This window comes from Mesorhizobium sp. 43Arga, from assembly GCF_053714255.1.
On record NZ_JBSKBO010000001.1, the window covers coordinates 482493 to 507904 of the forward strand.

The 25412-nt window shown below is 64.6% G+C and carries 23 protein-coding genes and 1 pseudogene; 16 read left to right on the forward strand and 8 right to left on the reverse strand.

Annotated features, from left to right (window positions below; genetic code table 11):
* Position 1 precedes the first annotated feature (1 nt).
* The 5 genes and pseudogenes from ACWGS8_RS02365 (at position 2) to ACWGS8_RS02385 (ending at position 6860) form a co-directional block, all read left to right on the forward strand.
* Positions 2-1426 (forward strand): pyruvate dehydrogenase complex dihydrolipoamide acetyltransferase, encoded by a 1425-nt coding sequence (locus ACWGS8_RS02365; RefSeq protein WP_454579425.1) that lies wholly within the window; start codon positions 2-4, stop codon positions 1424-1426.
* Between the two features lie 258 nt (positions 1427-1684).
* Entirely contained in the window at positions 1685-2671 is a 987-nt protein-coding gene (locus tag ACWGS8_RS02370; protein ID WP_454579426.1) for an ABC transporter substrate-binding protein, read from the forward strand.
* Between the two features lie 59 nt (positions 2672-2730).
* Positions 2731-4433: pseudogene (locus ACWGS8_RS02375) on the forward strand (ABC transporter permease).
* Positions 4421-5518 (forward strand): ABC transporter ATP-binding protein, encoded by a 1098-nt coding sequence (locus tag ACWGS8_RS02380; RefSeq protein WP_454579427.1) that lies wholly within the window; start codon positions 4421-4423, stop codon positions 5516-5518. Before ACWGS8_RS02375 ends, ACWGS8_RS02380 begins: the two are co-directional and overlap by 13 nt.
* Before the next feature lie 178 nt (positions 5519-5696).
* Complete coding sequence (locus tag ACWGS8_RS02385) at positions 5697-6860, forward strand: DUF930 domain-containing protein (protein ID WP_454579428.1); 1164 nt, start codon at positions 5697-5699, stop codon at positions 6858-6860.
* 75 nt (positions 6861-6935) lie between these two features.
* On the opposite strand, the gene ACWGS8_RS02390 is transcribed toward ACWGS8_RS02385, so the two are convergent.
* A complete protein-coding gene (locus tag ACWGS8_RS02390) occupies positions 6936-7070 on the reverse strand; it encodes a hypothetical protein (protein ID WP_454579429.1) in 135 nt (44 codons plus the stop codon).
* A 195-nt stretch (positions 7071-7265) separates the two neighbouring features.
* Between ACWGS8_RS02390 and ACWGS8_RS02395 the strand changes: the two genes are divergently transcribed.
* Positions 7266-8327 (forward strand): DUF930 domain-containing protein, encoded by a 1062-nt coding sequence (locus tag ACWGS8_RS02395; RefSeq protein ID WP_454579430.1) that lies wholly within the window; start codon positions 7266-7268, stop codon positions 8325-8327.
* Between the two features lie 11 nt (positions 8328-8338).
* On the opposite strand, the gene ACWGS8_RS02400 is transcribed toward ACWGS8_RS02395, so the two are convergent.
* Together ACWGS8_RS02400 and ACWGS8_RS02405 are read right to left on the reverse strand one after the other, a co-directional pair.
* Positions 8339-9013, reverse strand: coding sequence for an HAD family hydrolase (locus tag ACWGS8_RS02400; protein WP_454579431.1), 675 nt, complete (start codon positions 9011-9013; stop codon positions 8339-8341).
* Positions 9014-9118: 105 nt separating this feature from the next.
* Positions 9119-9760, reverse strand: a complete 642-nt coding sequence (locus tag ACWGS8_RS02405) for a hypothetical protein (RefSeq protein WP_032933820.1) — start codon at positions 9758-9760, stop codon at positions 9119-9121.
* 191 nt (positions 9761-9951) lie between these two features.
* Between ACWGS8_RS02405 and ACWGS8_RS02410 the strand changes: the two genes are divergently transcribed.
* The 5 genes from ACWGS8_RS02410 to ptsP all read left to right on the forward strand — a co-directional run bounded on the left by ACWGS8_RS02410 (position 9952) and on the right by ptsP (position 14772).
* Positions 9952-10389: a transcriptional regulator GutM gene (locus ACWGS8_RS02410; protein WP_027047457.1), complete on the forward strand. Its 438-nt coding sequence runs from the start codon at positions 9952-9954 to the stop codon at positions 10387-10389.
* Positions 10390-10440: 51 nt separating this feature from the next.
* Positions 10441-11202: a PTS glucitol/sorbitol transporter subunit IIC gene (gene srlA, locus ACWGS8_RS02415; RefSeq protein ID WP_027047456.1), complete on the forward strand. Its 762-nt coding sequence runs from the start codon at positions 10441-10443 to the stop codon at positions 11200-11202.
* 16 nt (positions 11203-11218) lie between these two features.
* Complete coding sequence (gene srlE, locus ACWGS8_RS02420) at positions 11219-12223, forward strand: PTS glucitol/sorbitol transporter subunit IIB (protein ID WP_454579432.1); 1005 nt, start codon at positions 11219-11221, stop codon at positions 12221-12223.
* 27 nt (positions 12224-12250) lie between these two features.
* Complete coding sequence (locus tag ACWGS8_RS02425; protein WP_199644674.1) at positions 12251-12631, forward strand: PTS glucitol/sorbitol transporter subunit IIA; 381 nt, start codon at positions 12251-12253, stop codon at positions 12629-12631.
* A 158-nt stretch (positions 12632-12789) separates the two neighbouring features.
* Entirely contained in the window at positions 12790-14772 is a 1983-nt protein-coding gene (gene ptsP, locus ACWGS8_RS02430; protein WP_454579433.1) for a phosphoenolpyruvate--protein phosphotransferase, read from the forward strand.
* Between the two features lie 71 nt (positions 14773-14843).
* Here the strand turns inward: ptsP and ACWGS8_RS02435 are convergent, their stop codons facing one another.
* Together ACWGS8_RS02435 and ACWGS8_RS02440 are read right to left on the reverse strand one after the other, a co-directional pair.
* Positions 14844-15242, reverse strand: coding sequence for a GFA family protein (locus ACWGS8_RS02435; protein WP_454579434.1), 399 nt, complete (start codon positions 15240-15242; stop codon positions 14844-14846).
* Between the two features lie 129 nt (positions 15243-15371).
* Positions 15372-16166, reverse strand: a complete 795-nt coding sequence (locus tag ACWGS8_RS02440; protein ID WP_454579435.1) for a hypothetical protein — start codon at positions 16164-16166, stop codon at positions 15372-15374.
* 154 nt (positions 16167-16320) lie between these two features.
* Here ACWGS8_RS02440 and ACWGS8_RS02445 point away from each other — a divergent pair, with 154 nt between their 5' ends.
* Positions 16321-17346, forward strand: a complete 1026-nt coding sequence (locus tag ACWGS8_RS02445; RefSeq protein WP_454579436.1) for a sugar-binding transcriptional regulator — start codon at positions 16321-16323, stop codon at positions 17344-17346.
* On the opposite strand, the gene ACWGS8_RS02450 is transcribed toward ACWGS8_RS02445, so the two are convergent.
* Genes ACWGS8_RS02450 through ACWGS8_RS02460 form a run of 3 tightly spaced genes read right to left on the reverse strand, consistent with a single transcriptional unit; the run spans position 17333 to position 20513 of the window.
* Positions 17333-18184 carry a TIGR01459 family HAD-type hydrolase gene (locus tag ACWGS8_RS02450; protein ID WP_454579437.1) on the reverse strand — a complete coding sequence of 284 codons (852 nt, stop codon included), beginning with the start codon at positions 18182-18184 and terminating at the stop codon, positions 17333-17335. The genes ACWGS8_RS02445 and ACWGS8_RS02450 overlap by 14 nt on opposite strands.
* The gene (locus tag ACWGS8_RS02455; protein WP_454579438.1) at positions 18181-19455 is read right to left on the reverse strand and encodes an FGGY-family carbohydrate kinase; all 1275 of its coding nucleotides are present in this window, start codon (positions 19453-19455) and stop codon (positions 18181-18183) included. The genes ACWGS8_RS02450 and ACWGS8_RS02455 overlap by 4 nt, the downstream gene beginning before the upstream one ends.
* On the reverse strand, positions 19452-20513 hold the full coding sequence (locus ACWGS8_RS02460; protein WP_454579439.1) for a class II aldolase/adducin family protein: 1062 nt from the start codon (positions 20511-20513) through the stop codon (positions 19452-19454). Before ACWGS8_RS02460 ends, ACWGS8_RS02455 begins: the two co-directional genes overlap by 4 nt.
* A gap of 182 nt (positions 20514-20695) precedes the next feature.
* On the opposite strand from ACWGS8_RS02460, the gene ACWGS8_RS02465 reads away from it, so the two are divergent.
* From ACWGS8_RS02465 to ACWGS8_RS02480, 4 genes are read left to right on the forward strand one after another with little or no spacing between them, the layout of a single operon-like run.
* Positions 20696-21478 carry a DeoR/GlpR family DNA-binding transcription regulator gene (locus tag ACWGS8_RS02465; RefSeq protein ID WP_454579440.1) on the forward strand — a complete coding sequence of 261 codons (783 nt, stop codon included), beginning with the start codon at positions 20696-20698 and terminating at the stop codon, positions 21476-21478.
* Positions 21475-22854, forward strand: coding sequence for a carbohydrate kinase (locus ACWGS8_RS02470; RefSeq protein ID WP_454579441.1), 1380 nt, complete (start codon positions 21475-21477; stop codon positions 22852-22854). The genes ACWGS8_RS02465 and ACWGS8_RS02470 overlap by 4 nt, the downstream gene beginning before the upstream one ends.
* Entirely contained in the window at positions 22851-24395 is a 1545-nt protein-coding gene (locus ACWGS8_RS02475; protein ID WP_454579442.1) for a sugar ABC transporter ATP-binding protein, read from the forward strand. Before ACWGS8_RS02470 ends, ACWGS8_RS02475 begins: the two co-directional genes overlap by 4 nt.
* Entirely contained in the window at positions 24392-25384 is a 993-nt protein-coding gene (locus ACWGS8_RS02480; protein WP_454579443.1) for an ABC transporter permease subunit, read from the forward strand. The genes ACWGS8_RS02475 and ACWGS8_RS02480 overlap by 4 nt, the downstream gene beginning before the upstream one ends.
* Positions 25385-25412 lie beyond the last annotated feature (28 nt).

The window sequence follows — 25412 nt, forward strand, 5'->3', positions numbered from 1 at the left end:
CATGCCGACCGAAGTCATTCTTCCCAAGGTCGACATGGACATGGCGACCGGACAGATCTCGCGCTGGTTCGCGGAGGAAGGCGCCCGGGTCAAGAAGGGCGACGTGCTGTTCGAGATCGAGACCGACAAGGCTGCAATGGAGATCGATGCGCCGGCCAGCGGCGTGCTGCGCGACGTCACCGGCAAGGAAGGCGTCGACATTCCCGTCGGCGCGCCGGTTGCGTGGATTTATGCCGACGATGAAAGTTATGCGCCAATCTCCCCCCTCGAGGGGGAGATGTCGGCAAAGCCGACAGAGGGGGTCGCCTCAGAAGGCATCTCCCAGTCCAGCACCGCCCTGGCGCCGAGCCCGGTCGAGCCGACCCCACCCGACCGGCCTTCGGCCGGCCACCCTCCCCTCGAGGGGGAGGGGAAAGCCCGAGCGACGCCTTTGGCGCGGCGGCTGGCCCGGGAAGCTGGGCTGGACCTTGCGGCATTGTCAGGCACAGGCCCGCGCGGGCGCGTTATAAAAGCCGATATCGATGCGGCGATCTCCTCCCCCCTTGAGGGGGAGGTCTCAGCGAAGCGGACGGAGGGGGTCGCCTCAGAAGGCACCGCCCAATCCAGCACCGCCTATGCGCCGAGCCCGGTCGAGCCGACCCCACCCGACCGGCCTTCGGCCGGCCACCCTCCCCTCATGGGGGAGGGGGACGTTCTGCGTCTTTTCGAGCAAGGCTCCTACGAACTCGTCCCGCATGACAATATGCGCAAGACCATCGCGCGCCGGCTGGTCGAGGCCAAGTCCACCATCCCGCATTTTTATCTTACGCTCGACTGCGAGCTCGATGCGCTCCTGGCGCTGCGCACGCAGATCAATGCCGCCGCCCCGATGAAGAAGACCGAGAAGGGCGAGGCTCCGGCGTACAAGCTGTCGGTCAACGACATGGTCATCAAGGCGATGGCGCTGGCGCTGAAGGCGGTGCCGGATGCCAATGCCTCGTGGACCGAAAGCGCCATGGTCAAGCACAAGCATGCCGATGTCGGCGTTGCCGTGTCGATCCCCGGCGGCCTGATCACGCCGATCATTCGGCATGCGGATGAAAAGACGCTGTCGACCATTTCCAACGAGATGAAGGATCTGGCCAGCCGTGCCCGCAGCCGCAAGCTGAAGCCGGAAGAATATCAGGGCGGCACGACGGCCGTTTCCAACCTCGGCATGTTCGGCATCAAGGACTTCGCCGCCGTCATCAATCCGCCGCATGCGACCATCCTGGCCGTCGGCGCCGGTGAGGAGCGGGCTGTGGTCAAGAATGGCGAGATCAAGATCGCCACCGTGATGTCGGTGACGCTGTCGACGGACCATCGCGCCGTCGATGGGGCCCTTGGCGCCGAATTGCTGGTCGCCTTCAAGCGGCTGATCGAGAACCCGATGGGCATGCTGGTGTAAGGTCAGTCGAGCGCTTTTGATGAGCGTTGGGAAACATAGCCCTTAGTCCGGCGTGCAGTTGCGCCCATCAGGCTCGCGGAAAGCCAATTCCGCGGGCCCTCCTGTCGTGCCGTGAGAGCATCTCGTGCCAAGCCATCGCTTGATCTGATCGCGCATCCCCCGCTGTCATCCACCAGTCATATGCGCCGTGCAGGGAGGAGGAGACGGGGAGCCGGCCAGGGGCCGGACCGGTCATGCACAGACAGGACAGGAGGTCTCATGAAGACGCTACTCATCAAGCTGCTGGCCAGCCAGTTGGCGGTCGTGGCAACTTTGTTTGCCGGCGTGGCAAACGCCGAAACACTGACGCTCTACACATCGCAGCCGGAAGCCGATGCGGCCAAGACCGTGGATGCCTTCAAGAAGGCGCAGCCCGGCATCGACGTGACCATCTATCGCTCTGGGACCAGCGACATCCTCACCAAGATGGCGGCCGAGTTCGCCGCCGGCAGCCCGCAACCCGACGTGCTCTTGATCGCCGACGCGGTTTCGATGGAGCTGCTGAAGAAGGACGGCCGGCTGCTGCCCTATCCCGAGGCCAAGCTCGACGGCATCGAGGCCGATGCCTATGACGCCGACAAGACCTATTTCGGCAGCAAGCTGATCACCACCGGCATCGTCTACAACACCGCGGCCGCCGAAAAGCCGCAGCATTGGGCCGATCTCGCCAAGCCCGCCTATGCCGATGGCCTGGTCATGCCGAGCCCGCTCTATTCGGGCGCGGCGGCCTACCTGCTTTCCGGTTTTGCCGGCGATACCAATTATGGCTGGGATTTCTTCCAGAAGCTGAAGGCCAACAACACCGTCAGCGTGCGCGGCAATGGCGCGGTGCTGAAGTCGGTGGCATCAGGCGAAAAGCCCTATGGCATCCTCGTCGACTTCATGGCGATGAACGCCAAGAAGAAGGGCTCGCCGGTCGAGTTCGTATTCCCGAGCGAAGGAGTGCCGGCGGTGACCGAACCGGCCGCCATCATGAAGACCGCGAGGAATGTCGACGGCGCCAAGAAGTTCGTCGACTTCATCCTGTCGGATGAAGGCCAGAAGCTGGCGCTGTCCATGGGTTATCTGCCGGCGCGCGCCTCGCTCGGCCGTCCCGAATGGCTGCCGGAAGGCATCAAGGTCAAAGTGATGCCGTTCGACACCAAGGCGATCGTCGCCAAGACCGACGCCGACAAGGCGAAGTTCCAGGAACTGTTCGGCGGCTGAGCCGGCAATCGTGGCGGGATGTCGTTTGGGCGGCATCCCGGACCTCGGGAAACGCAACCATGCCAACACCCATCAGAAATGGCCGGGGCCAGGAAATGGCCCTGACGGCGGCAGTGGCCGTCGTCATCGTGCTGCTTTCGCTGCTGCCCATGCTGCGCCTCATCAAGGAGATCGTGGCGCCTGGCGGCACGCTATCGACCGTGGCCGTCGAGGCGGGCTTGAGAAGCCCGGCGACCTGGATCGCGACATGGCATACGTTGGTCGTCGGCATTGGCGGCACCTTGCTTGCGGTGCTGTCGGGCACGCTCGTGGCGGTGCTGGTCTCGCTGACCGATATACGCGGTCGCAGCGCCCTAGTGTTGTGCTATGTCATGCCGCTGATGATCGCGCCGCAGGTGACGGCTCTGGCCTGGCTGCAACTGTTCGGCCCGGCAAGCCCATTACTCAAGCTCTTCGGCGCGGCACCACCGCTCGGCACGAAAAACCCGCTTTACTCGACCTCGGGCATCATCCTGCTGCTTGGCGTGCAATATGGCCCGCTGGTCTTCCTGCTGGTGCGGGCCGGGCTGCGCAAGCTGCCGCGCGAACTGGTCGAGGCCGCGCGCGCCTGCGGCGCCGGTTGGTCCACCGTGCTGGCCACCATCGTGCTGCCGCTGATGACGCCGTCGATCATGGGGGCCGCGGCACTGGCCTTCGTGTCCTGCGTCGGCAATTTCGGCATTCCCGCCTTCCTCGGCATCCCCGCCAACTATCTGGTGCTGCCCACGCTCATTTATCAGAAGCTGGCCGGCGGCGGTCCGGCCGTGCTCGGCGAGACCGCGTTCCTTTCGGTGCTGATCGGCGTGATCGCCGTGGCCGGCATTCTCGCCCAGGAGATGATGAGCCGCCGCCGCGACTACCGCATCTCTTCGACATCGCTGCCGGCCGAACCTTACGAACTCGGCGGCTGGCGGCCTGTCGTCGAGGTCGGCATATGGCTGCTGATCGTGTTGGTGCTGTTCCTGCCGCTGTTCGGGCTGGTGCTGACCTCATTGGTGCCGGGGTATGGCATCGCGCTCACTGCCAAGACGGCGACGCTCGACAATTACCGCTTCGTGCTGTTCGAGCATGATGCCGCCAACCGCGCCTTCTTCAACAGTTTCCGGCTATCGATCGCGGCCGCCTTCTTCGCGGTCGTCGTCGCCGTGCCGGTCGGCTATCTCATCGCCTGGGGCAAGCAGCGCTGGGTACGGCTGCTCAATTTGGCTGTCGAACTGCCCTATGCCTTGCCCGGCGTGGTGTTGGCGGTTGCCTCGCTGCTGCTCTTCCTCAGGCCGATCCCGCTGACCGGCATCCAGCTCTACAACACGGTCTGCATCATCCTCTACGCCTACCTCGCACGCTTCCTGGTGCTGGCGCTGCGGCCGACCATCAGCGGCTATCACCAGATCGACCGGGCGCTGGAGGAGGCCGCGCAGGTGGCGGGCGCCGGGCTGCTCACACGCATGCGCACCATCATCTTTCCGCTGATCGCACCGGCGGCGATCGCCGGTGGTCTTTTGATCTTCATGACGGCACTCAGCGAACTCACCGTCTCGGCGCTGCTGTGGTCGTCAGCTCGGAAACGATCGGCGTGGTGATGTTTTCCTTCGAACAGGGCGGCGATTCCAACTACGCGGCGGCGATGTCGGTCATCACGGTCGCGGTCACCTTCGTGCTGATGCTGGTGACCAATCTGCTAGCCCCGCATCTTCCGAGTGGAGTTCTGCCATGGCGCGACTGAGCCTGGACCATGTGACCAAGAGCTTCGCCGACTTCGATGCGGTCAAAGACGTCTCGATCGACGTTGCCGACGGCGAGTTCCTGGCAGTGCTTGGACCGTCCGGCTGCGGCAAGACGACGTTGCTGCGGCTCGTCGCCGGCTTCGAGAAAGTGAGCTCCGGCGAAATCCGCATCGGCAACGATGTCGTGTCGAACAGCGGCGGCAGCGTCGCGCCGGAAAAGCGGCGCGTCGGCATCGTCTTCCAGAACTACGCGCTGTGGCCGCATATGACGGTGGCCGAGAATATCGGCTATTCGCTGAAGGTGGCGAAGCTCGACAAAGCGTTGGCGCGCCGAAAGATCGAAGACGCGCTGGCTCTGGTCAATCTGCAGGGGTTGGGTGAGCGCAGGCCGGCCAATCTTTCCGGTGGTCAGCGCCAGCGCGTGGCGCTCGCACGTTGCCTTGTCGCCGCACCGTCGCTGGTGCTGTTCGACGAGCCGCTCGCCAATCTCGACGTGCATCTGAGAGCCTCGATGGAGGATGAGTTCGCCGCCTTCCACAAGCGCACCGGCACGACCATCGTCTACATCACCCACGATCAGGCCGAGGCGATGGCGCTGGCCGATCGCATCGCGGTGATGGACCATGGACGCCTGGCACAACTGGCGACGCCGCGCGAACTCTATCATGAGCCGGCAAATGAGATGGTGGCGTCCTTCATCTCGCAAGGCATCCTGCTGCCGGCGGATATCCTGACGGGTGAAGACGGTGGCCATTGCAAGGTCAGGGTTCTGGGAACCGAGCTGGTGGTCCGCTGCCGCCCCGGCGAGCGGCCGCGTGCGGGTGCCAGGATCTGCTGCCGGTCGGCTGATCTCGCCGTCTCGCCGGATGGGTCGGGCTTCGATGGTCTCGTCAAACGGGTGGTGTATCAGGGCGGTGCGGCGCGCGTCGAATTCACCCCTGCGGCCGGCCCTGACCTCACCTTGCATTTCGAGCAGCCAGACCCGGTCACTCTGCAGAGTGGAGCCCAGGCACGGCTGCGCATGAGATCCGGCTGGCTGATCCCGGCGGCGGAGGCAGCCGCGGGACAGAGCCTTGGGCTTTGATAAATATCGGCTTGTCGTGAATGTCAGGACGGACGCTGCTCATTGATGCGCGTCAGCAGCCCGGTAAAGCTGCCACCCGGTATTTTGCCACCTCGATCACCAAGCTGTCAGCGGCTAAACCGCGCCAATTCCGTGCCTGTGCTTGAAGCCGCCGCTATTTCATTCCACATCGGGCGTAATGAACGGCAAGATACGAGAGTGGCTTCGCAATTGGCGATGGGCCTTGGCCGCATCGCTGATCCTGCATGCCTTGATCGTAGCGTTCTTGTTCTTTGGCGTGCCGAGATCCGAGCAGCAGCCGGATCAGCAGGAACAGCCCGTCAATGTCGCGATTGTGCCGCCGCCCGAGAAGCCTAAGCCGAAACCTGCTCCAAAGCCACCGGAGCCGACACCTGACAAGAAGGCTGAAAAGCCGCCTGAACAAAAGCCGCCTCCAGAGCCGCCGAAACCGCCAGACGACCATGTTCTGAAGCGCGTTTTCCAGTACGGCCAGAAGGATGCGGGGCCGGAGAAATCGCTCGACGGAAGCAGCGCTAAACCCAACACGCCGTCACAGGCCCAGGATGAGGTGGCGAAGCCGCCTGTAACACCAACACCCGCGCCGACCCAGCCCGCCCCGGCTGCAACGCCACAGCAGAAGGCAGAGCCCAGCAAGCCTGACGAGAAGCCGGCCACCGTTGCGCCGGACGCCAAACCTGCGCAAAATGAGGAGAAGCAGGCGACCGACGCCGCTGAAAAACAGCAGCCAGACAAACAGGAGCTCGCACCGCAACCCGCCGAAAAGCAAGCGGTTGTGACGCCAAAGCCATTGGCGGCTGAGGCTGGTGGTAAGCCGGCGCCTCCAGCCTCAACTGGAAAGGCAAAGCCCAAACCTGCCAAGACGTTGGCGTTCAAACCCGCAAGAGCCTTCAAAGCGCCGATCGGGAATGCTGGAAGGTCAACCAACAACGACGTTGCGGGATCGCCAATCTATTCCGGCCTTCCGGGCGTCAGAAAGCTCTATTCGCAAGGGGCAACCGGCGACGCGTTCGCCACAAGCTCCATGGAGAACGTGCCACGCGGTCAGCGCGTGGCCAACCTTTGCGGCAATGTTCTGAGCCAGGAACTGCAAAGTGCCGACTATTCGGTCAAATGGGTGCCAACCATTACGCTGGACAAAGGCAATGTCCTCAATCCTCCGCTGGCCGCCTTCAGCACGAGAAACACCTGGTACAATCTAAACTTCCGGTGCGAGGTCGACGCCGATGCGACGAGAGTCCTGTCGTTCAACTTCCGCGTTGGGTCATTGATCCCGCCCGGCGAATGGGCCAGCCGTGGATTCACCAAGTATCCGCTGAACTAGGCCGGCACGCCGATCCGGCCAATTGCCGGCTAACTTCGTGCCTGTCGGCGCAGACGAAATCGGCACCGGCCGCCGTCAGTCGCGCGGCGTGCTCGGCATGGTGTGGCCACCGCCGGTGTAGCCGATCGCCGTCATGCCGGCGGCAACCGCGCCTGGATGCCGACGGGCCGAATCCTCGACGACGATGCAGTCGGCAGGTTTGGCACCCATACTGGCGGCAGCGAACTGGCTGATCCCAGGTCTTGATGGATCGGATCGTGGGCAGCCGCTCGTTGAGCCGCCCCAGCGCCTTGGTCGGGCTGCCCTTGTGCGCGGACATCCGATCACCTAGCTGTCAGCGGCTAAAACGCGCCAATCCAATGCCTGTGCTTGAAGCCGCCGCTATTTCATTCCACATCGGTCAGGATGAAGGACGAGGCACGAGAACGGCGTCGGAATCTGATGTGGGGTATCCCCGCATCGCTGATCCTGCACGTGCTTGTCGTGACGCTCCTTGTCTATGGCCTGCCCGTGCTTCCCCAACAGCCGCGCGAGGAGCAGCCGGTCAATGTCGCTCTCGTGCCTCCACCTGATCAGCCAAAGCCGAAACCTGTTCCGCCGCCGCCAAAGCCACCGGAACCGAAGGTTGAAAAACCGCCTGAGCAGAAAGTTGAAAAACAACCTCCGTCGGAGAAGCAGCCTCAGAAGCCAACGCCAGTCGAGGTCCTGAAGCCTGTTTTTCAGTTCGGCGACAAGGATACCGGCCCGAGGAAATCCCTGCACGGGGCAAGCGCCCGCGACAGCTCGCCGTCGCCAGCCAAGGATGACGATTCGAAGCCGCCGGTCATAGCGAAGCGGGCAGAAAACCAGTCTACCACGCCATCGGAGCAGCCGGCGGACCCAACCAAGGTCGACGAGAAGCCGGTAACCGCGACGGCGGACGACAAGCCCACACAGGATGCGGAGAAGCAGGCGGCGCTCGACGCCGCCAAGCAACAGGATGAGGCACCAGCGTCTTTGGCTGCCGATAGCAGTGGCGAGATCGAGCTTCCGACATCAGCCGAGGCACCAAAGCCCAAACCCACAAATGCGCCGAAGCCCAGCCCCTCAAAGGCCTCGAAATCTGCATCTCGGAACGATTCGGGTCTTCCGGCTGTTCGCAGGCTCTACTCCCAGGGCGCTACCGGCGATGCGCTGGCCACGACCTCGATGGGTGGCGTGCCTCGCAGTGAGCGCGCTTCTTTACTTTGCGCCAGCGAGTTGCAACAGCAACTGGTGGACGGCTCCTATTTTCCTTATCAGTGGCCGAAAGTTCCGCTGAAGGGGGGCAATATAATCGACGCCCCGGATGTCGCTTTCAGTACGAGAACCACATGGTACCATCTGAGCTTCCGGTGCGAGGTCGACACCGATGCCACGAGGGTCTTGTCGTTCGACTTCCGTGTCGGCGCTGAGATTCCACGCAGCGAATGGCCGCGGCCTCTCTAGTTTCTGCAAGCCTAGGCCGGCACGCCGATCCCGGCCAACTGCCGGCTAATTTCATGCCAGTCGGCGCAGACGAAATCGGCGCCGGCCGCCGTCAGCCGCGCGGCGTGCTCGGCATAGGTGTGGCCGCCGCCGGTGTAGCCGATCGCCGTCATGCCGGCAGCGGCCGCGCCCTGGATGCCGAAGGGCGAATCCTCGATGACGATGCAGTCGGCCGGATTGGCGCCCATCCTGGCGGCGGCGAACAGGAAGATGTCGGGCGCCGGCTTGCCGTTCTTGACCATGGAGGAGCTGTAGATCGCCTCGCCGAAGACATGCGCCAGGCCGGTAACGGCGAGGCTGTGGTTTATCCGCTCGACGGAGGAGGACGAGGCAACGCAGCGGTCACCCTCGAGCGTCTCCAGAAACGCCGCTATTCCCGGCGTCGGCTTCAACTCCTCGGTGAATAGCACCTTGGTCTCGGCCCAGATGTCGCCATCGGCGGCAGCGGGAAACTGATGGCCGGTCAGTTCCCTGATCCGGGCGATGATGTCGGACTGCTTCATGCCGACGCACTGGGCGATGATGCCGCCATGTACGCCCGGCATGCCGTGCTTTTCATAGACGCGCTCATAAGCCCTGGCGGCCAGCGGCTCGCTGTCGACGAGAACACCGTCGCAATCGAAAATGATAGGCCTTGGTCGCGCCACGCGCTCGTCTCCTCACGCCAATTTCAGCACATCGCTATCGGTAAAAAAACAAATGTTCAATAGCGCGATGCCTTGAGCGCGTTTTGGGGCTGAAATGGCGGGCAGTCAAAGCTGGCGCAGCGCATCGCTTGCGCGGCCGGATCCGAGCGCCCGTTGCATGGCTTGCCGGGACTGCGCGCGGTCCGGCGTGATCCAGTTCGGCTCGGCTCCGAGGAAGCGGTCGAGGAAAGCCACCGCGTAGGCCGGCATCTCGGTCACGTTCTCGCGATAGGACCACCAGGTGCGCAGATCGTCGGCGCATTTGTCGATACTGGGCGCCTTGCCGAACTCCTGCTCATAGATCGCTGAAATCACCGAGACGCAGTAATTGGTATAGAGAAAACCTTCCGGCCAGAAGCGGATGATTTCCAGCGTGCCGGCATTCTGATCCGTTTCGATGAGCTCGGCGAGGCCCGAGATTTCCCGGGCCGGCGCCTGCTTGATCAGCTCGCGCAGCACCAGGCCGGCGGCAAAGACGATGAAGTCGGCACGGTCGATCGCGGCGAAGCGCTTCTGCGCCTCCATGATCTCGACCCAGTCGAGAAAAGCTCGGGTCAGCTTTGCCTCGTCGATCTCGAAGCGCACGCCGAACGTGTCCGAGACCACCTTGGCGCTGCCACGGAAAGTGGCGCGAAACCAGCGCAGCTGCCGCAGCCGGTGGCGCAGGTCGGGCATAAGGGCCAGTTCATCCCTGAAGGGCAGTTCCATTTCATGCATCCCGTTTGACGACAGGCTAGCACAGCCATGCCGCCGCCGAAATCGGCAGGCGGCCCTGTGGATGGCGTTGCGGAGGTCAATATCATACATATTGACATTCTTGGAAACAAATGTTCTCACTTTGCTGTTGTCGCGTGCCGGTCCAAGGTGCGGCTCAACATAGGCTTCGGGAGGAGAACCGAATGGCGATTTGGCAGTGGGGACTGCTTCTGCTGGTTATTGTGTGGGCGCTGCAGTCGCTCGGCGTCTGGCTGCAGATGCGGCACTACTCGGATGTCTTCCGAGGCGTCACCGACCAGTACAAGGATGGCTTCGTCGGAGCCGGCAATTTTCGCGGCCGGCTGGCCAAGGGCACCATCGCGCTCGTCGTGGTGACGCCTGACCTGATCGTGCGCCGCCTGATGGTGATGAGCGGCCGGTCCGTCTTCACCAAGTTCAAAAGACATGAAGAATTCGAGGGTGTTCCCCTCGATCGAGTCCGGTCCAACCCTGCGATCATGGGGGAGGGGGAACCCGGTGTGGCCGAGGCCGTGAAGCGGGCGATCGAACAGATCGACAAAGCACGGTCGGAGCCGGGGAAGAAGCCGGGCCTGGCCGGCCTGAACATAGCTAGGGCTTAGAGGACGCCGCGCACCGACTGGGATAACTGGCGGGCGGCATAAGGAGGAGAAATGTCTGTATTTTCGTTGTTGGCGCAGCATGCCGACATGGCCGTGCATAATCTGCATGTCGCAGGCGCCATGGTTTCGGATGCTGCATTGCATGGCAAGCTCGCTGTCGAGCATGCTTCCGACCATCTCGTTGTCCTTGCGCAAGCAGACAGCGGACCCATAACCGTCGATCAGTTCAAGGAAAAGCTGAAGGAAGTCCAGCAGGAAGAGCAGCTCGGCTGGCTGACCGCCATCGGCAAGTACTTCATCGGCATCTTCCAGAAGGGCGGCGAAGTGTTCGCCGGCTTCGTCACCGGCATCATTCCGACGCTGGTGGTGCTGATGACCGCGTTCTACGCCGTCACCGAACTGGTCGGTGAGGAGCGCGTGCATGGCCTGGCGCGCGGCGCCGGCAGGATCGCCTTGACCCGCTATACGCTGCTGCCGCTGCTGGCGGTGTTCTTCCTCACCAATCCGATGGCCTATACGTTCGGATCGTTCCTAGAAGAAAAGCACAAGCCGGCCTTCTATGACGCGGCCGTGTCCTACGTGCATCCGCCGCTCGGCCTCTTCCCGCACATCAATCCCGGCGAATATTTCGTCTGGGGCGGCATTCTCGTGGCTCTGCTCGAGCTTGAGAAGAAGGGCGTTGTCGTCGCCGGTTACCACGTCAAGGTGGCGATCTGGTACGCCATTGTCGGCCTCGTCGTCATCCTGCTCAAGGGCATGCTGACCGAGCGCATCACCACCATCATGGCACGCCGCCAGGGCGTCGAGCTGTAAGGGCGGGGAGGACATCATGGACAGGACATTCAAAGCCGTAAAGATCTCCCGAGGCAACACAGGCTGGGGCGGCCCGCTCGTCATCGAGCCGACCCTCCAGCGCGACAAGGTCGTTTCCGTCACCGGCGGCGGCATCCATCCCGTCGCCCAACTTATCGCCGACATGACCGGCGCCACGGCCGTCGACGGCTTCAAGGCGCCGCCGATCGAAGGCGAGATGGCGGTGGTCGTCGTCGATTGCGGCGGCACCGCACGTTGCGGCGTCTATCCGCGCAAGCGCATCCCGACTGTCAATCTGACGCCGGTCGGCCAGGCTGGGCCGCTCGCCCAGTTCATCACCGAGGACATCTACGTTTCGGGCGTGAAGCCGGCCAACGTCACAATGGCGGACGGGTCCGAGGCGGTCACCACTGCGGGGGGAGCAGCATCGATGAGTTCAGGCAACAACACTGCAGCCGCGGCGCCACAGCCGCTGCCGAGCGAAGGCGGGCTGATCGGCCTGATCAGCTCGATCGGCCGCGTCATGGGCCGGGTGGTCGGCATCTTCTTCAATGCCGGCCGCCGCACGATCGACCAGGTGGTGCGCAACGTGCTGCCGTTCATGGCCTTCGTGACCATGCTCATCGGCCTGATCCTGTACACCGGCATCGGCGATGTGCTGGCGCAGCCGATGGGACCGCTGGCCAACAACATTGTCGGCCTGCTGATCATCTCGGCCATTTGCGGCCTGCCGTTCCTGTCGCCCATCCTCGGGCCAGGCGCGGTCATCGCGCAGGTCATCGGCGTGGCCATCATCGGCCCGCAGATCGCCAACGGCACGATTTCGCCGGCGATGGCTCTCCCGGCGCTGTTTGCCTACAATACCCAGGTGGGCTGCGATTTCGTCCCCGTCGGCCTGGCGCTCGGTGAAGCCAAGCCGAAGACGATCGAAATCGGCGTGCCGGCGGTGCTCATCAGCCGCCAGATCATGGGCCCGGTCTCGGTGCTGATCGCCTGGGTCGTCAGCCTGATCGTGTTTTAAAGAGAGTAAGGAAATGAGGTTCGCCACATGACGGTTCTGTTGAGAACACGGGTCACTTCCATCGGGCCCGAAGTGGCGGATCTTGCCGAAGGGGGCGTGGTCATCCTGTTCGCGGATGGCTCGCCGCCGGAGCTTGCCGAGGTTTCGGTGCTCCATAAGACGGAACTCGGGCCTAGCGACGGCGCGCCGCAAAAGGGCGCGTCGATCACCCTTGGTCCGGTTTCCGCAGTCATAACCGCGGTCGGCTCCAGCGCGTGGAGCAAGGTGCTCGAGATGGGCCACGTCGTCATCTCGTTCAACGGCGCCACTGAGGCCGAGAGGCCGGGCGAGATCTGCGCATCGCAGGTCGATGCCCAGGCGCTGGTGGCCGCCCTGAAGACGGACGCGATCATCACCATCGCCGCCTGAAGCATTCGCGCCGCGGCCCATCTGGTTTTGGCGCCAGGGCAATTCCGGGAAAACCGTGAAACGGTTTTTCGCCCGGAATCGCGTTAGAACAAAGAGTTAGAGCAATTCGCCGTTTCCGAGAAACGACGAATTGCTCTTGAAAAAGCAGAGTATTTGCCATGGAACGCTCGACCATCGTCAGAGTGCATGAAGGTTTGCACGCCCGTCCCGCCACGCGGTTCGTCAAGCTCGCCAAGGGCTTCGAATCCGACGTCGAACTGGTCAAGGACGGCAAGGCGGTCAGCGCCAAGAGCTCCGTCAAGCTGATGCTGCTGGCGGTCAAGGAAAACCAGGAAGTCACCGTGCGGGCCAATGGCGCCGACGCCATCGAGGCGATCGAAGCGCTGATCGGCTATCTGGAAAATCCCAAGGCGGGTCTCGACGACGAAGCCGAGCCGCAGCGCCCGGCCAATGATGCCGGCCAGGCGGCACCCGCACCGGCGCCCCAACCCGTGCCGGCTGCATCAGGCGAAGGGAGCGGCTTGCGCGGTGTCGCCGCCAGTGAAGGCGTCGCGATCGGGCAGGCCTTCGCGCATTTTCCGCCCGAGATCGCCGGACAGGGCCGCCTGTTGCATGCCGGCGAGATCGCCGGTGAGATCGACAGGCTCCGTGCCGCCGTCGCCGCCGTCCAGGCGCGCATGGACCGGGTCCTGGCGCAAGACAGCCTGTCGGCCGGGGACCGAGGCATTGTCGCGGCACTCAGGGATATCGCCGCCGACGACAGCCTGACCGGCGAGGCCGAAAACGCGATCAGGGGCGGCAACGATGCGGTCTCGGCCGTCATCACCGCAGCCTCCACCATCGCTGCCGATTTCAGCGCGGTCGACGATCACTACCTCAATGCGCGGGCCGACGATGTCCATGCCGTCGGACGGCAAATCTGCCTGGTGCTGCTCGGCCAGGACGAGGTCAGCCTCGAAAGCATCCCCGAAGGCGCCATTCTGATCGCCGACGATATCGGCGCGTGGGATCTGGCGCGGGCGCCGCTGAAGCGCATCGGCGGGGTCATTTGCGGCCATGGCGGTGCCACCTCGCACATCGCCATCATCGCCCGCTCGCACGGCATTCCGGCGGTGCTGGGCCTTGGCGACCAGGTCAATGCCTTGCGCACCGCGCGGAACGTGGCGCTCGACGGCAACACCGGCCATGTGATCATCGACCCGGATGCGGCGACGCGCGCCGAATACGCCGGCCGTGTCGAGGCGGCGGCGAAAGAGCGCGCCGGCCTGACCGCCTTCAAGACGGTGACGCCGAAACGCGCCGACGGCAAGGTGATCGAGGTCGCTGCCAATATCGGTTCGCTCGAGGAAATCGAGGCGGCGCAGGAAGCGGGCGCCATGGGCGTCGGGCTGTTCCGCACCGAACTCCTGTTCATGCGCCATATGCATCTTCCCTCGGAGGACATGCAGGCCGAGACCTATGCGGCGCTGGCCAAGGCCTTCGCGCCCTATCCGGTCATCGTGCGCACGCTCGACATCGGCGGCGACAAGCCGATCGCCGGCATCGAGTTTCCCGACGAGGAAAACCCCTTTCTCGGCTGGCGCGGCATCCGCATGTGCCTCGACCGGCCTGACATCTTCAAGCGCCAGCTGAGGGCGCTGCTGCGGGCGGCCGTGCACGGCAACATCAAGGTGATGCTGCCGATGGTGTCCGATATTTCCGAAGTCACGCGCACCCACGCACTGGTCGATGAATGCGCCGCTGAGCTCAAGGCCGAAGGCGTGCCGCATGCGACATTCGAACTCGGCGTGATGATCGAAACCCCGGCCGCTGTGCTGATCGCCCCGGTGCTGGCCAAGGAAGTCTCCTTCTTCTCGATCGGAACCAACGACCTGACCCAATACATCATGGCCGCCGACCGGCTCAACCCGACCGTCGCCAAGCTCAACGACGTCACCAATCCGGCGGTCATGTCGGCGATCGAGCTGACGGCCAAAGCCGGCGTCGCCGCCGGCATCATGGTGGGTATGTGCGGTGAGGCAGCCGGACGCCCGGATCTGATCCCGGCCTTCATCGAGATGGGCCTGACCGAGCTTTCGATGAGCCCGGCCTCGATCCAGCGCGCCAAGAAGACGATCACGGCCATGGCAGCTGGGGAATAGGCCGCATACTCATAAAGGCCAGAAAATCAGTTGTTGAATGCTTCGATCTCCTTGATGGGAGAGTGCGAAGCCTAGTCTTTCGTATAGTCAGGCCCGACACGTGTCGGCAGGCCGTCGGCGAGTTTCAACCAAGGCAGCTTCTCCTCAAAAGCGACGTGCAGCGTTGGTGCAAGTTTTTCCGGCTCCTCCATCGCTGCGGCAAAAAAATGCATGACGCCGGACATGTTCTTTGAGCGAAAGGACAGCGGCGAGCCACAGTGATCGCAAAATGTTCTTTCCACACCGGGAGAAGAGTTGAACACCTTCGGTGACTTGCCCAGCCATCGCCATTGGTCGTCCAAGACTCCAATGTAGGTGGTCATCGGCGCAGAACATTGCCGCCGACAACTTTCACAATGACAGCTCACGCATGCTTGTGCCGGGCCGTCGACTTCAAAAGCAATAGCGCCACATAAGCAATGACCGCGCATGCAAATCCTCCCTGAGTCACTGAACTGACCGACAATTTATACCGGTCGTAGTGAGGGAGTCGCCATGAAACGCGCTGAACTGGCGCCCAATTCCGACGCAAGCAATTGTCTTGCTTGGGCGACGGGAGCTTACGGCAAATGCGCAAGCAAGGTGGCGAAGACTGGTGTCAGTTCCTCGACCGGGCTCGCCTTGGCGCAGGCCTGCGCGATGCGGTCGTGACGGATATCGGCAGCCAGGATCGCGATCTCCAGCATGTCGGGCTCCGGCGCGCCGTCACGGCCGGTTGTCGCCAGGCCGCAGGCCAGAACCACTGGTGCAAGGCAGCTTATGTCGAGCGCGCGCTCGCCGGCCGTTTCAGGCGCGGCTTCGCCAAGGCGCACCGGACGCTGGCTGAGCAGCTCGACCAGCAACGCCGCGCAAGTGGCCGCGATTGCCTGCAGTCCGGCGCCCGGCGCGGTCAACGCGGCCAGAAGATCACCATGGCGCTTGCGCATCGTGGCATGCGCGGCGGCGAAATCTGCTTCGTGGATGCGGGCATTGTCGATCTTCAGCCCGGCGAGCACCGCCTTGGTCAGATAGTACACGTCGCGCCGGAACAGGCGCTCGGCGCTCAACTGCAGGTCTTCGTTGCCGGCCGGAAAATAGGTGCCGAGGCCTTTCACGGTCGTGCCGTCCACCTTGATCGGGCGCTCGTGCGGGACAAAGGATTCGGCGATCGACAGCGCCTCGTCGACGGCGCTGGCGGCATGGCTGAGCAGCCCTTCAATGCCCTTGCCCGGAAACGGTGGCAGCCGGCTGGTCGCTTCGCGCAGCACGCTGGCATCACCGGTGCCGTCATGACGGCTTTGCCGGATGATGTCGCGGACTTCCCGCAACCGATCCTTCAAATTGACGCGGACGTCTTCGGAGATTTGTCGGAGCATCGCGGTCTGCCTCGAAAGTGCCTGCAAGACGGCCGGCGAGGGGCCAGCCGCCGACTCTACATTGTTCCTATCGATTGGTAGATCAATAGGCGATACTAGACCAGCATGCAGAATCGGCGACGACGCGCTCGTCCGTCGCACGGGGGAGGGATGATTGGCCAGGCGACGACAAACCGAAGAAGGGCGGGCCGAAGAGGGGCGGACAGGAGCCGAGGCGACCGAGCAGGTCGCTAGTGAAAGCCGGACGGACCGCCTCAGGATTCGCGCCGCCTGGATGTATTTCGTCGAGCAGATGACGCAGAACGAGATCGCCGACGTGCTTGGCGTCGGCCGCGTCACCATCGTGCGCATGCTCGCCGAGGCGCGTTCGCGCAACGAGGTGAAGATCACCATCGAGAGCGAATTGTCGGAGATCGTGCGGCTGGAGCGCGCGCTGGAGCGGACTTTCGGCCTGCAGCAGGCGCTGGTCGCCCCGCTCACCGCGCCCAATGCCGATCCGATCCCCGCAATCAGCGCCAAGACCGGCGCGTTCCTGTCCGACACGATGAAATCAGGCATGCGCGTTGGCGTCGGCTGGGGCCGGACGCTGTTTTCGAGCCTGCCCTTCATCAGCGCCAAGTCGCTCACCGATTTCAAGGTCATCTCGCTGCTGGGCGGTGTCGGCGTGGTGCGACGCTACAATCCGGCCGAGTTCGCCTGGCGGTTCGCCCAGATCTTCCAGGGCGACGGCTATCTGATTCCGACGCCGGCCGTCGTCGACAGCGTCGAGACCAAGATCGCTCTGGTCGAGCGCTGCGGCCTGCAGGAGGTTTTCGAGATGGCCAACGTGCTCGATGCGGTTCTGCTGAGCGTCGGCGGCATCGCCTCGGCGACCACCTTCTCACGCGGCGGCTTTCTCAGGGAAGCGGACCGCGAGGCCCTGCTCGAGCGTGGCGCCGTTGGCGACCTTCTGTTCCATTTCTTCGACCGCAACGGCGATCTGGTCGACCATCCCGTTAACAGCCATGTGATGTCGGTGGAAGTCGACCGTCTGCGCGCGGCGCCAATCCGTATCCTCACCTCCGGGGGCGAGGAGAAGACCGAGGCGCTGCTCGGCGCGATGAACCTGATCGCGCCGACGATCCTGATCACCGACGAGGAAAGCGCCAAGCGCATGCTCGAAGCGGTCAGCGCAAGCTGAAGGATCCCGTGACATAGTCGGGCCAGGCCTGCTGTTCGTCGAAGACGGAGGCAAGATCCGGTGTGTCCGCCAATATGCCGCCGAGCACCAGCGCCGTGGCGACGCCGGCGGCGTTGCCGCCCGCTATGTCATGCTCGACGCTGTCGCCGACGCAGACGACGCTGCCGCGCTCGGGCTCGCCCGCCAGTGCCAGTGCCGCATCGAAGATCGCCGGATAGGGCTTGCCTATACGGATGACGCTGCCGCCCAGGCTTTCGTAGAGATCGGCGATCTCGCCGGCGCCGAAGCGCGGGCCGACCGCTGTCAGCATGATCCTGTCCGGGTTGGTGCAGAAGCACGGCACCCGCCGCGCCGCCGCTGGGGTGAGCAGTTCGCGGTAATGGTCGAGGTCGTGGCGGTCGCCTTCGCTGGCCGAGATCAGCACCAGTTCGGCGTCCTCGCCGGCCTCGGTCAGCACAAAGGGCAGGCCCTCGATCGCCGTGCGGTCATTGTCGCGACTGATCAGCAGGCATTTTGTCCCCGGGCGCAGCTTTCCCAATGCCGCCATGGCGTTGAAGGATCGCCACGCCACCTCGCCGGAGGAGACAAAATGGTCCCAACTGCCGGCGGCGAAGCCGAGTTTCAGCAGGCGGTCCTCGTTGGGCCTGGCGCGCTTGCCGGAATTGGAGATCAGCACCACCGTCTTGCCGACGCGCTTCAACGCCGACAATGCCTCCGCCGCACCGGGATAAGGAGCTTGGCCGTCATGCAGCACGCCGAACTGGTCGAGCAGGAAGACCTGGTAGCGCTCAGCCAGCGGCCCGATGCCGTCGAGGCGTTCGATTGTTTTCGTGCTCATACCAGTCCCGCCTTGTTTGCGCCCTTGAGCGCCAGCCGCGCGGTGCCGGCGGCCGCCTCGTCGGAAAGGGTGGGCAGGAAATCGACGCCGAGCTTGCGCCGCCTGATCGCCGTCCAGGCCGGATTTGCCGCACCTCCGCCGACGCTCCTGACTGAGGTCAGCGCCGGCGCGCCGAGTTCGGCCAGCCTGCGGTAGCCCAACGCCTCGATCGCGGCCATGCCTTCGAACATCGCCTTGAGATAGTCGGCATCATCAGCTGGTCGTGGCGAAAGACGCGGCGGCAAGGTGGGATCGGCGATCGGAAAGCGTTCGCCCAATGCGCCGAGCGGATAATAGTCGAGCCCGGTTTGCGTCGTGGGGTCGATTGCCGCGCTGAGTTTGATGATCCGCGCCAGCGGAAAATGCTGCGCCAGCACCTTGCCGCCGGAATTCGACGCGCCGCCGGCCAGCCAGGAGTCGCCGAGGCGATGGCTGTAGATGCCGAAGCGCGGCGCCGAGATCGGCCGGCCGGAGAGGATCTTGATGGTGAGCGAGGATCCCAGCGCCGTGACGCCGTCGCCGGGGGCCGTGGCGCCGGTCGCCAGGAACGAGGCGCAGCCATCCGTGGTGCCGGCGACCACGACCACATCGGGCGGCAGGCCGAACAGCCCGGCGGCGGCGGCGGTGAGCGTGCCGGTGACATCACCCGGCCCGACGACATCAGGCAGCAAGTCCATGCGCATGCCGGTGGCCGCGATCCAGTCCGGCCAGCGGCGCGCCTCGACGTCATAGCCTGTCTTCAGCGCATTGTTCTCGTCGCTGACATTGAAGCGGCCGGAGAGTTTTGCGGCGATCCAGTCGGCCTGGTGCAGCACGGCCGCGACATCGGGCAGATGCTGAAACCGCAACGCCTTGGCGAGGCCGGAAGTCGCGCCGTGCGCGGCGCTCGCGTCCGGCGCCTCGCGGGCGACGGCTGCCAGGATGTCGGCGTCGTCGACCTTGTCGTTGTACATCAGCGGCTCAGTCAGCGGTCGCCCGGCGGTGTCGACCGGCAGCAGCGTGCCCGACGTGCCGTCGACGGCGATGGCGCGGACCGCAGTGCGGTCGATGCCCGAAAGCAGTTCCGTCAGAGCCGCCTGGACCGCTTGCCACCATGCTGAGGGCTCGCGGGGATTTTGACCAAATATGTCGAGGCGAACGGCGGACTGGCCGGCAATGGAAAAATCCGGGCGCATGGCGACGGCGCGCGCGCCCGACGTGCCGATGTCGATGCCGATGACAAGGGGCATCATCTCTTCAGTCCTTTGCTAGCCGCTGCGGCATTGAGCTTCTGGCGATACTGCTCGGCGTCCCAATTGACCAGTTCGTTGTTCTCGGCAGCGGTGAGATAGTTCAGCCGCGCCGCGACATCGACGCGTACCGTCACGTCGGCGAGGCAGCGCTGCATGGCGTCGGCGCCGGCACTGGCGTCGCCACGCATCAGAACGCCTGCGCCGGGAAACAGGATCGCCATGGGGGCCGTGCCGAGGCGCGCGGTGACGCTAGCCGCGTTCTCGCCCGGCTTGGCTACCACCGAGCCCTGGCCGAGGAAGATGACATGGTCGGGATAGAGGCTGCCGGCCTCCGCAATGCGGAGGCTTTCCGCATCGAGCGCGACCGCATGCGCTTCGACATCCGCCGGCAACCGGTAGACGCTGTCGGCGGCAAGCGCCGTCAGCGCCGTGATGTCGGGCGCGGCAGTTGCGCGCGACGGCCGTGCCAGCAGCGAGCGGACGCGGTGCAGCAGCCGCTCCGCCTCGGTCACGGTTTCGGCGGCAACGACCAGCCCGTGATTGCCAAGGATCAGCACATCGACACCAGGCCGCAGTTTCTCGGCAATGCCGCGGGCGAGCGGCAGGCCCGGCCGGCAATAGGGCACATAGGCCCATTCGATGCCGCCGAGCCGCCTGGCGACCTCGGCCTCGCCATCTGCCTGCACGGCAAGCGAAATCGTGTCGACGCAGTGGACATGCAGAACCACGCGTTGCGGCATCAAGGCATGCACGGTGGTTTCGATCGACGGGCGCAGGCCGCGCGGATTGAGTTCGTCGATAGCGAAGGCCTGCGGCTTGTCGGCGGCCGGGTCGCGCTCTTCGACCGCCTTGAGCAGCGGCGCCATCGCCACCGGCACCATGATGTCGTCATCAAGGGCATCCTTCAGCCATGTGCCGGAGGCCTTGATCCACAGTGTGTCGCCGGCCTTGAGCGAGGTGTTGCCGCCCGCCGCCTGGGTCATATGCGGGTTGAACCCGATGCTGGCTGAAAGCGCCCGCAAGGCCGCCAGTTCCTGCGCGTCAGCTTGGGTTGCCATGGCGCCTTTCCTTCAACGCTTGCCCGGGATCCCGCCGCTGGGGCCGGTGTTGGCGTTGATATCGCAGATGCGAGCGACTTACGTCAACAATGATCTACTATCATCAAAACCAGCTTGCAATCTGACTGATGTTGAGTAAGTTGCACCAATTGCCATGGAAAATGGCACTTGGGAGGAAAGAGTTGAGCGATTCCGGCCGCCAGCGTCAGATCGTCGAACTGCTGCGGGACCGCCCGTTCGCCTCGGTTCGCGAGCTGCAGGAACGGCTTGGCGTTTCGGCGGCGACGGTCAGGCGCGACATCGACCGGATCGACGAGGCCGGCGAGGCGCGCAAGGTCTATGGCGGTATCTCGGCGCTCGACGGCGCATCGCATGCGGGTGTTGCCTATGCCCGGCCCTATGACGAGAACCGCGACCTCGCGGTCGAGGCCAAGCGCCAGATCGCGGCCATCGCGGCGACCATGGTGCGCGATGGCGACGCCGTCATCGTCCATGGCGGCTCGACCTGCTTCCATCTCGGCGTCAAGCTCGCCGACCGCAGCATCCGGCTCTACACCAATTCGATGCCGCTCGCGGCCTATCTCAGCGACCATGGCCACTGCAGCCTGACGGTTGCCGGCGGCGACCTGCATCGCGAACCCGGCATCATCCATTCGTCGGCCCAGGCGACGCCCTTCTACGCCTCGAAATTCTTTCTCGGCGCGCAGGGCCTCAACCAGGAAGGCGTGCTGGAATCGCATCCGCTGCTGGTGCGCTCCATTGTCGATCTCAGCCTCTGCGCCGACCAGATCGTGGTGCTGGCCGACAGCCGCAAACTGTCGATCCACGCGCGCAATGTCGCGCTTCCGCTGTCGCGTATCGGCACGCTGATCACCGATGACGGTCTTTCGGATGCCGATGCGCGCATGCTGGAGGATGCCGGCGTCACGGTGCGGATCGCGTCCACCTTGGGAGCCGTCCCGTGAAAGTGGCGGTTCTCGATTTCGGCAAGACCAATTCGAAGCTGTTCGTCTTCGGCCAGGACGGACGCATCCTCGACGAGCGCCGGACCCGGCCGAAATGGACGCGCCACGACGGCTTCAGCGTGCTCGACGAAGCCGCCCTGCATGACTGGGCGCTCGGTGCGGTCACGGACGCCGTCGAAAACCATGGCGTGGAAGGGGTGATGGTGTCGGGCCATGGCTGCACCTTCGCCCTTGTGGACGACGCGGCGCTGACACATCCGATCCTCGACTACGAGCAGGAGCCGCCGGCCGAAATCGCTGCCCGGATCGATCGCCGTATCCCGGATTTTGCCGAGACGTTCTCGCCGCGCCTGCCGCTCGGCTTCAACTATGGCCGACACATGCTGTGGCTGCAGGACGTCGATCCCGACGCGTTCGCGGCGGCGAAATCGATCCTCGGCTATCCCCAATACTGGAGCTGGCGTCTTGGCGGCCGAGCCGTCTCGGAAGTCTCCTATCTCGGCTGCCATTCGCATTTGTGGGCGCCGCGCAAACGGGACTTTTCCTCATTGGTCGATGCCGAGGGTTGGCGCGGCCAGATGCCGGCCTTCGCGCGCGCTGGCGCGGTCATCGGCGAGCGGCGTCTCGGCAACAACTCGCGGCCGATCTCCATCCACAATGGCGTCCACGACTCTAATGCGGCGCTCCATGCCTATCGCCGTCAGGAGCTTGGCCCGCTGACCGTGGTGTCGACCGGCACCTGGGTCGTCGTGCTCAATCCCGACTGCCCGCTGGACGTGCTCGACCGTGACCGCGACATGCTGGTCAATGTCGATGTCGATGGCGGCCCGGTGCCGACCATCCGCTTCATGGGCGGGCGCGAATTCGCCGCCATCAGTGGCGGCTGGCAAGGTGCGATCCCGCATGGCGCGGTCCAGCAAGCGATCGATTCCGCCATCATGGCTCTGCCGAGCTTCGCGCCGGGCGGGCCGATGCCGGACCGTCCCGGCCGCCTGGTCGGGCGCACGCCCGATGCCGCAGAACGCGCCGCCGCGGCTCTGCTCTATGTGGCGCTGATGGTCGATCTCTGCCTCGACCTCATCCATTCGCAAAACACCGTCATCGTCGATGGCGGGCTGAACACTGGCGGCCTGCTTGCCGGGCTGCTGGCTGAACTGCGTCCCGGCCAGGCCTTCCTGCAGGGCGCCACGCTTGAGGGCAGCGCCACGGGCGCGGCAGCACTTGCCTTCGAGAGCGTCGGGCGCGACTTCACCGCCGAGGCGCCGGAGCCGGTGCATGCGACGCGCTTCGGAGGCTTAACCGGCTATCGCGACGCCTGGCGCGATCGCGTCGGCGGGCAGGGCGCCGCCATCAAGGCCGCCGGCGGTGCACGATGAGCGCGACGGCGCAGAAACAGGCAAGCAGCCATCCGGTGCTGGAGATGCGTCACATCTCCAAAACCTTCGGTGCGATCCGCGCCTTGCAGGATGTTTCGCTCACCGTCCATGCCGGCGAGCTGCATGCGCTGATGGGCGAGAACGGCGCCGGCAAGTCGACGCTGATGAAGGTGCTGTCGGGCGCCTATCGGCCGGATGCCGGCGGCGAGATCCTGATCGATGGAGTGGCCGCCGCGACCGGCGATCCGATCAAGGCGCGCGCCGCCAGTATCGCTGTGATCTATCAGGAACTGTCGCTGGCGCCCAATCTGACGGTGGCGCAGAATATCTTCCTCGGCAACGAGCCGCGGCGCTTCGGCATTGTCGACCGCGATCAGTGCAACCGGCGGGCGAACGAAATCATCGCGCGGCTCGGCGTCTCCTTCTCGGCGCGTGCGCTGGTCTCCAGCCTGTCGCTCGGCGAGCGCCAGCTGGTCGAGATCGCCCGCGCGCTGTCGACCAACGCCCGCATCATCGTCATGGATGAGCCGACGACGTCACTGACCTCGCGCGAGACCGACAGCCTGTTCGAAGTGATCGCGACGCTGAAGACGCAAGGCATCGCCATCATCTACATCAGCCATCGCATGGAAGAGGTCTACCAGCTCGCCGACCGCGTCAGCGTGCTGCGCGACAGCGGTTATGTCGGCACGCTGGAGCGCGCCGACCTCAACGCTTCGCGGCTGGTGTCGATGATGGTCGGCCGCAATCTCTCCGCCTTCTACAAGAAGGATCATCGTCCGCCGGACGAAAAGCGCGCCATCGCACTTTCGGTGCGCGGCATGTCCGACGGGCGCCTGCTGAAGAACTGCTCGTTCGAGCTGCACAAGGGCGAGGTGCTGGCCCTGGCGGGCCTCGTTGGCTCCGGCCGTACCGAACTCGCCCGGCTGATCTTCGGCGCGGACAGGCACAGCGCCGGCACGCTGGAACTTGATGGTAAACCGATCTCCATCGGCTCGCCGCGCGAAGCGCTCGACGCGGGCATCGCCTACCTCACCGAGGACCGCAAGGAACTCGGCCTGTTCCTCGACATGTCGATTTCCGACAACATCAGCATGGGCGTGCTGGCCAGGGACGCGCGGACCGGTGGATTGCGCGACTTCAGCGCCGCCGACAGGCGCGCGGCAAAGGCCATCGCGGATCTGTCGATCCGCACCCGCTCGGCGCAGGTCAACGCCGGCTCGCTGTCGGGCGGCAACCAGCAGAAGGTGCTGCTCGCCCGGCTGCTGGAGACCGAACCGAAAGTCGTCATCCTCGACGAGCCGACTCGCGGCGTCGATGTCGGCGCCAAGTCGGAAATCTACCGGCTGATCGACAACCTCGCCAACCGAGGCATCGCCATCCTGATGATATCAAGCGAATTGCCCGAGGTGATCGGTGTCGCCGACCGCGTGCTGGTGATGCGCGACGGTGCCATCGCAGGCGAGGTGACGGCATCCGGAGGCGAGCCGCTGCGTCAGGAGGCGATAATGGAACTTGCGACGGGAGCGGCCCAGGAATGACCGACAGAACGACGACGAGCGCGGATCAGGCGGCGGTCAGGAGCCGGCGGCTGCGCACAGCCTTCGCGGCGCTCGGCATGCTGCCGGTGCTGGTGCTGCTGGCAGCGGGCTTCCAGTTCATCAATCCCCGCTTCCTCACCGAGACCAACCTGCTCATCGTCACGCAGCAATCGTCTATCAACATCGTGCTCGCCGCCGGCATGACCTTCGTCATCCTGACCGGCGGCATCGACCTGTCGGTTGGCTCGATCCTCGCCGCCTCGGCGATGGTGGCGGTGCTGGTGTCCTTGGTGCCCGACTGGGGCCTGCTCGGCGTGCCGGCAGCCATCCTCGTCGGCCTCGGCTTCGGTCTCGTGAACGGGCTCCTCGTCGCCTATATCAGGCTGCCGCCCTTCATCGTCACGCTGGGTTCGCTGACGGCGGTGCGCGGCATTGCCCGCCTGCTCGGGCAGGACACGACAGTGTTCAATTCGGACCTGCCGTTCGACTTCATCGGCAATGGCTCGCTGTTCGGCATTCCCTGGCTGGTCGTCATCGCGCTGTCGGTCGTCGTGCTGTCCTGGCTGGTGCTCAAGCGCACCGTGCTCGGCACCTGGATCTATGCCGTCGGCGGCAACGCCGAGGCGGCGCGACTGACCGGCATCAAGGTGCCGCTTGTGCTGCTCTTCGTCTATGGCGTGTCCGGCCTGCTCGCCGGCCTCGGCGGCGCCATGTCGGCGGCAAGACTCTATGCCGCCAACGGCCTGCAGCTTGGCCAGTCCTACGAACTCGACGCCATCGCCGCCGTCATCCTCGGCGGCACCAGCTTCGTCGGCGGCGTCGGCTCGATCTGGGGCACGCTGATCGGCGGCCTGATCATCGCGGTTCTGTCCAACGGGCTCATCTTGGCCGGTGTCTCGGACATCTGGCAGTACATCATCAAGGGATTGGTCATCATCGTGGCGGTCGCCCTCGACCGCTACCGGCTCCAGGCAGGGGCGAGAACGTGAGTGACCTGGTCGCCGGCATCAAAGACCG

Excerpts from the sequence above, each read along its gene's own strand:
- ACWGS8_RS02480 (WP_454579443.1), top strand. The coding sequence starts at position 24,392 with ATGACCGACAGAACGACGACGAGCGCGGATCAGGCGGCGGTCAGGAGC.
- ACWGS8_RS02390 (WP_454579429.1), bottom strand. The coding sequence starts at position 7,070 with ATGGGTGCCAAACCTGCCGACTGCATCGTCGTCGAGGATTCGGCCCGT.
- ACWGS8_RS02460 (WP_454579439.1), bottom strand. The coding sequence starts at position 20,513 with ATGGCAACCCAAGCTGACGCGCAGGAACTGGCGGCCTTGCGGGCGCTT.
- ACWGS8_RS02385 (WP_454579428.1), top strand. The coding sequence starts at position 5,697 with ATGAACGGCAAGATACGAGAGTGGCTTCGCAATTGGCGATGGGCCTTG.
- ACWGS8_RS02395 (WP_454579430.1), top strand. The coding sequence starts at position 7,266 with ATGAAGGACGAGGCACGAGAACGGCGTCGGAATCTGATGTGGGGTATC.
- ACWGS8_RS02365 (WP_454579425.1), top strand. The coding sequence starts at position 2 with ATGCCGACCGAAGTCATTCTTCCCAAGGTCGACATGGACATGGCGACC.
- srlA (WP_027047456.1), top strand. The coding sequence starts at position 10,441 with ATGTCTGTATTTTCGTTGTTGGCGCAGCATGCCGACATGGCCGTGCAT.
- ACWGS8_RS02475 (WP_454579442.1), top strand. The coding sequence starts at position 22,851 with ATGAGCGCGACGGCGCAGAAACAGGCAAGCAGCCATCCGGTGCTGGAG.
- srlE (WP_454579432.1), top strand. The coding sequence starts at position 11,219 with ATGGACAGGACATTCAAAGCCGTAAAGATCTCCCGAGGCAACACAGGC.
- ACWGS8_RS02410 (WP_027047457.1), top strand. The coding sequence starts at position 9,952 with ATGGCGATTTGGCAGTGGGGACTGCTTCTGCTGGTTATTGTGTGGGCG.
- ACWGS8_RS02440 (WP_454579435.1), bottom strand. The coding sequence starts at position 16,166 with ATGCTCCGACAAATCTCCGAAGACGTCCGCGTCAATTTGAAGGATCGG.
- ptsP (WP_454579433.1), top strand. The coding sequence starts at position 12,790 with ATGGAACGCTCGACCATCGTCAGAGTGCATGAAGGTTTGCACGCCCGT.
- ACWGS8_RS02405 (WP_032933820.1), bottom strand. The coding sequence starts at position 9,760 with ATGGAACTGCCCTTCAGGGATGAACTGGCCCTTATGCCCGACCTGCGC.
- ACWGS8_RS02370 (WP_454579426.1), top strand. The coding sequence starts at position 1,685 with ATGAAGACGCTACTCATCAAGCTGCTGGCCAGCCAGTTGGCGGTCGTG.
- ACWGS8_RS02450 (WP_454579437.1), bottom strand. The coding sequence starts at position 18,184 with ATGAGCACGAAAACAATCGAACGCCTCGACGGCATCGGGCCGCTGGCT.
- ACWGS8_RS02425 (WP_199644674.1), top strand. The coding sequence starts at position 12,251 with ATGACGGTTCTGTTGAGAACACGGGTCACTTCCATCGGGCCCGAAGTG.
- ACWGS8_RS02455 (WP_454579438.1), bottom strand. The coding sequence starts at position 19,455 with ATGATGCCCCTTGTCATCGGCATCGACATCGGCACGTCGGGCGCGCGC.
- ACWGS8_RS02380 (WP_454579427.1), top strand. The coding sequence starts at position 4,421 with ATGGCGCGACTGAGCCTGGACCATGTGACCAAGAGCTTCGCCGACTTC.
- ACWGS8_RS02435 (WP_454579434.1), bottom strand. The coding sequence starts at position 15,242 with ATGCGCGGTCATTGCTTATGTGGCGCTATTGCTTTTGAAGTCGACGGC.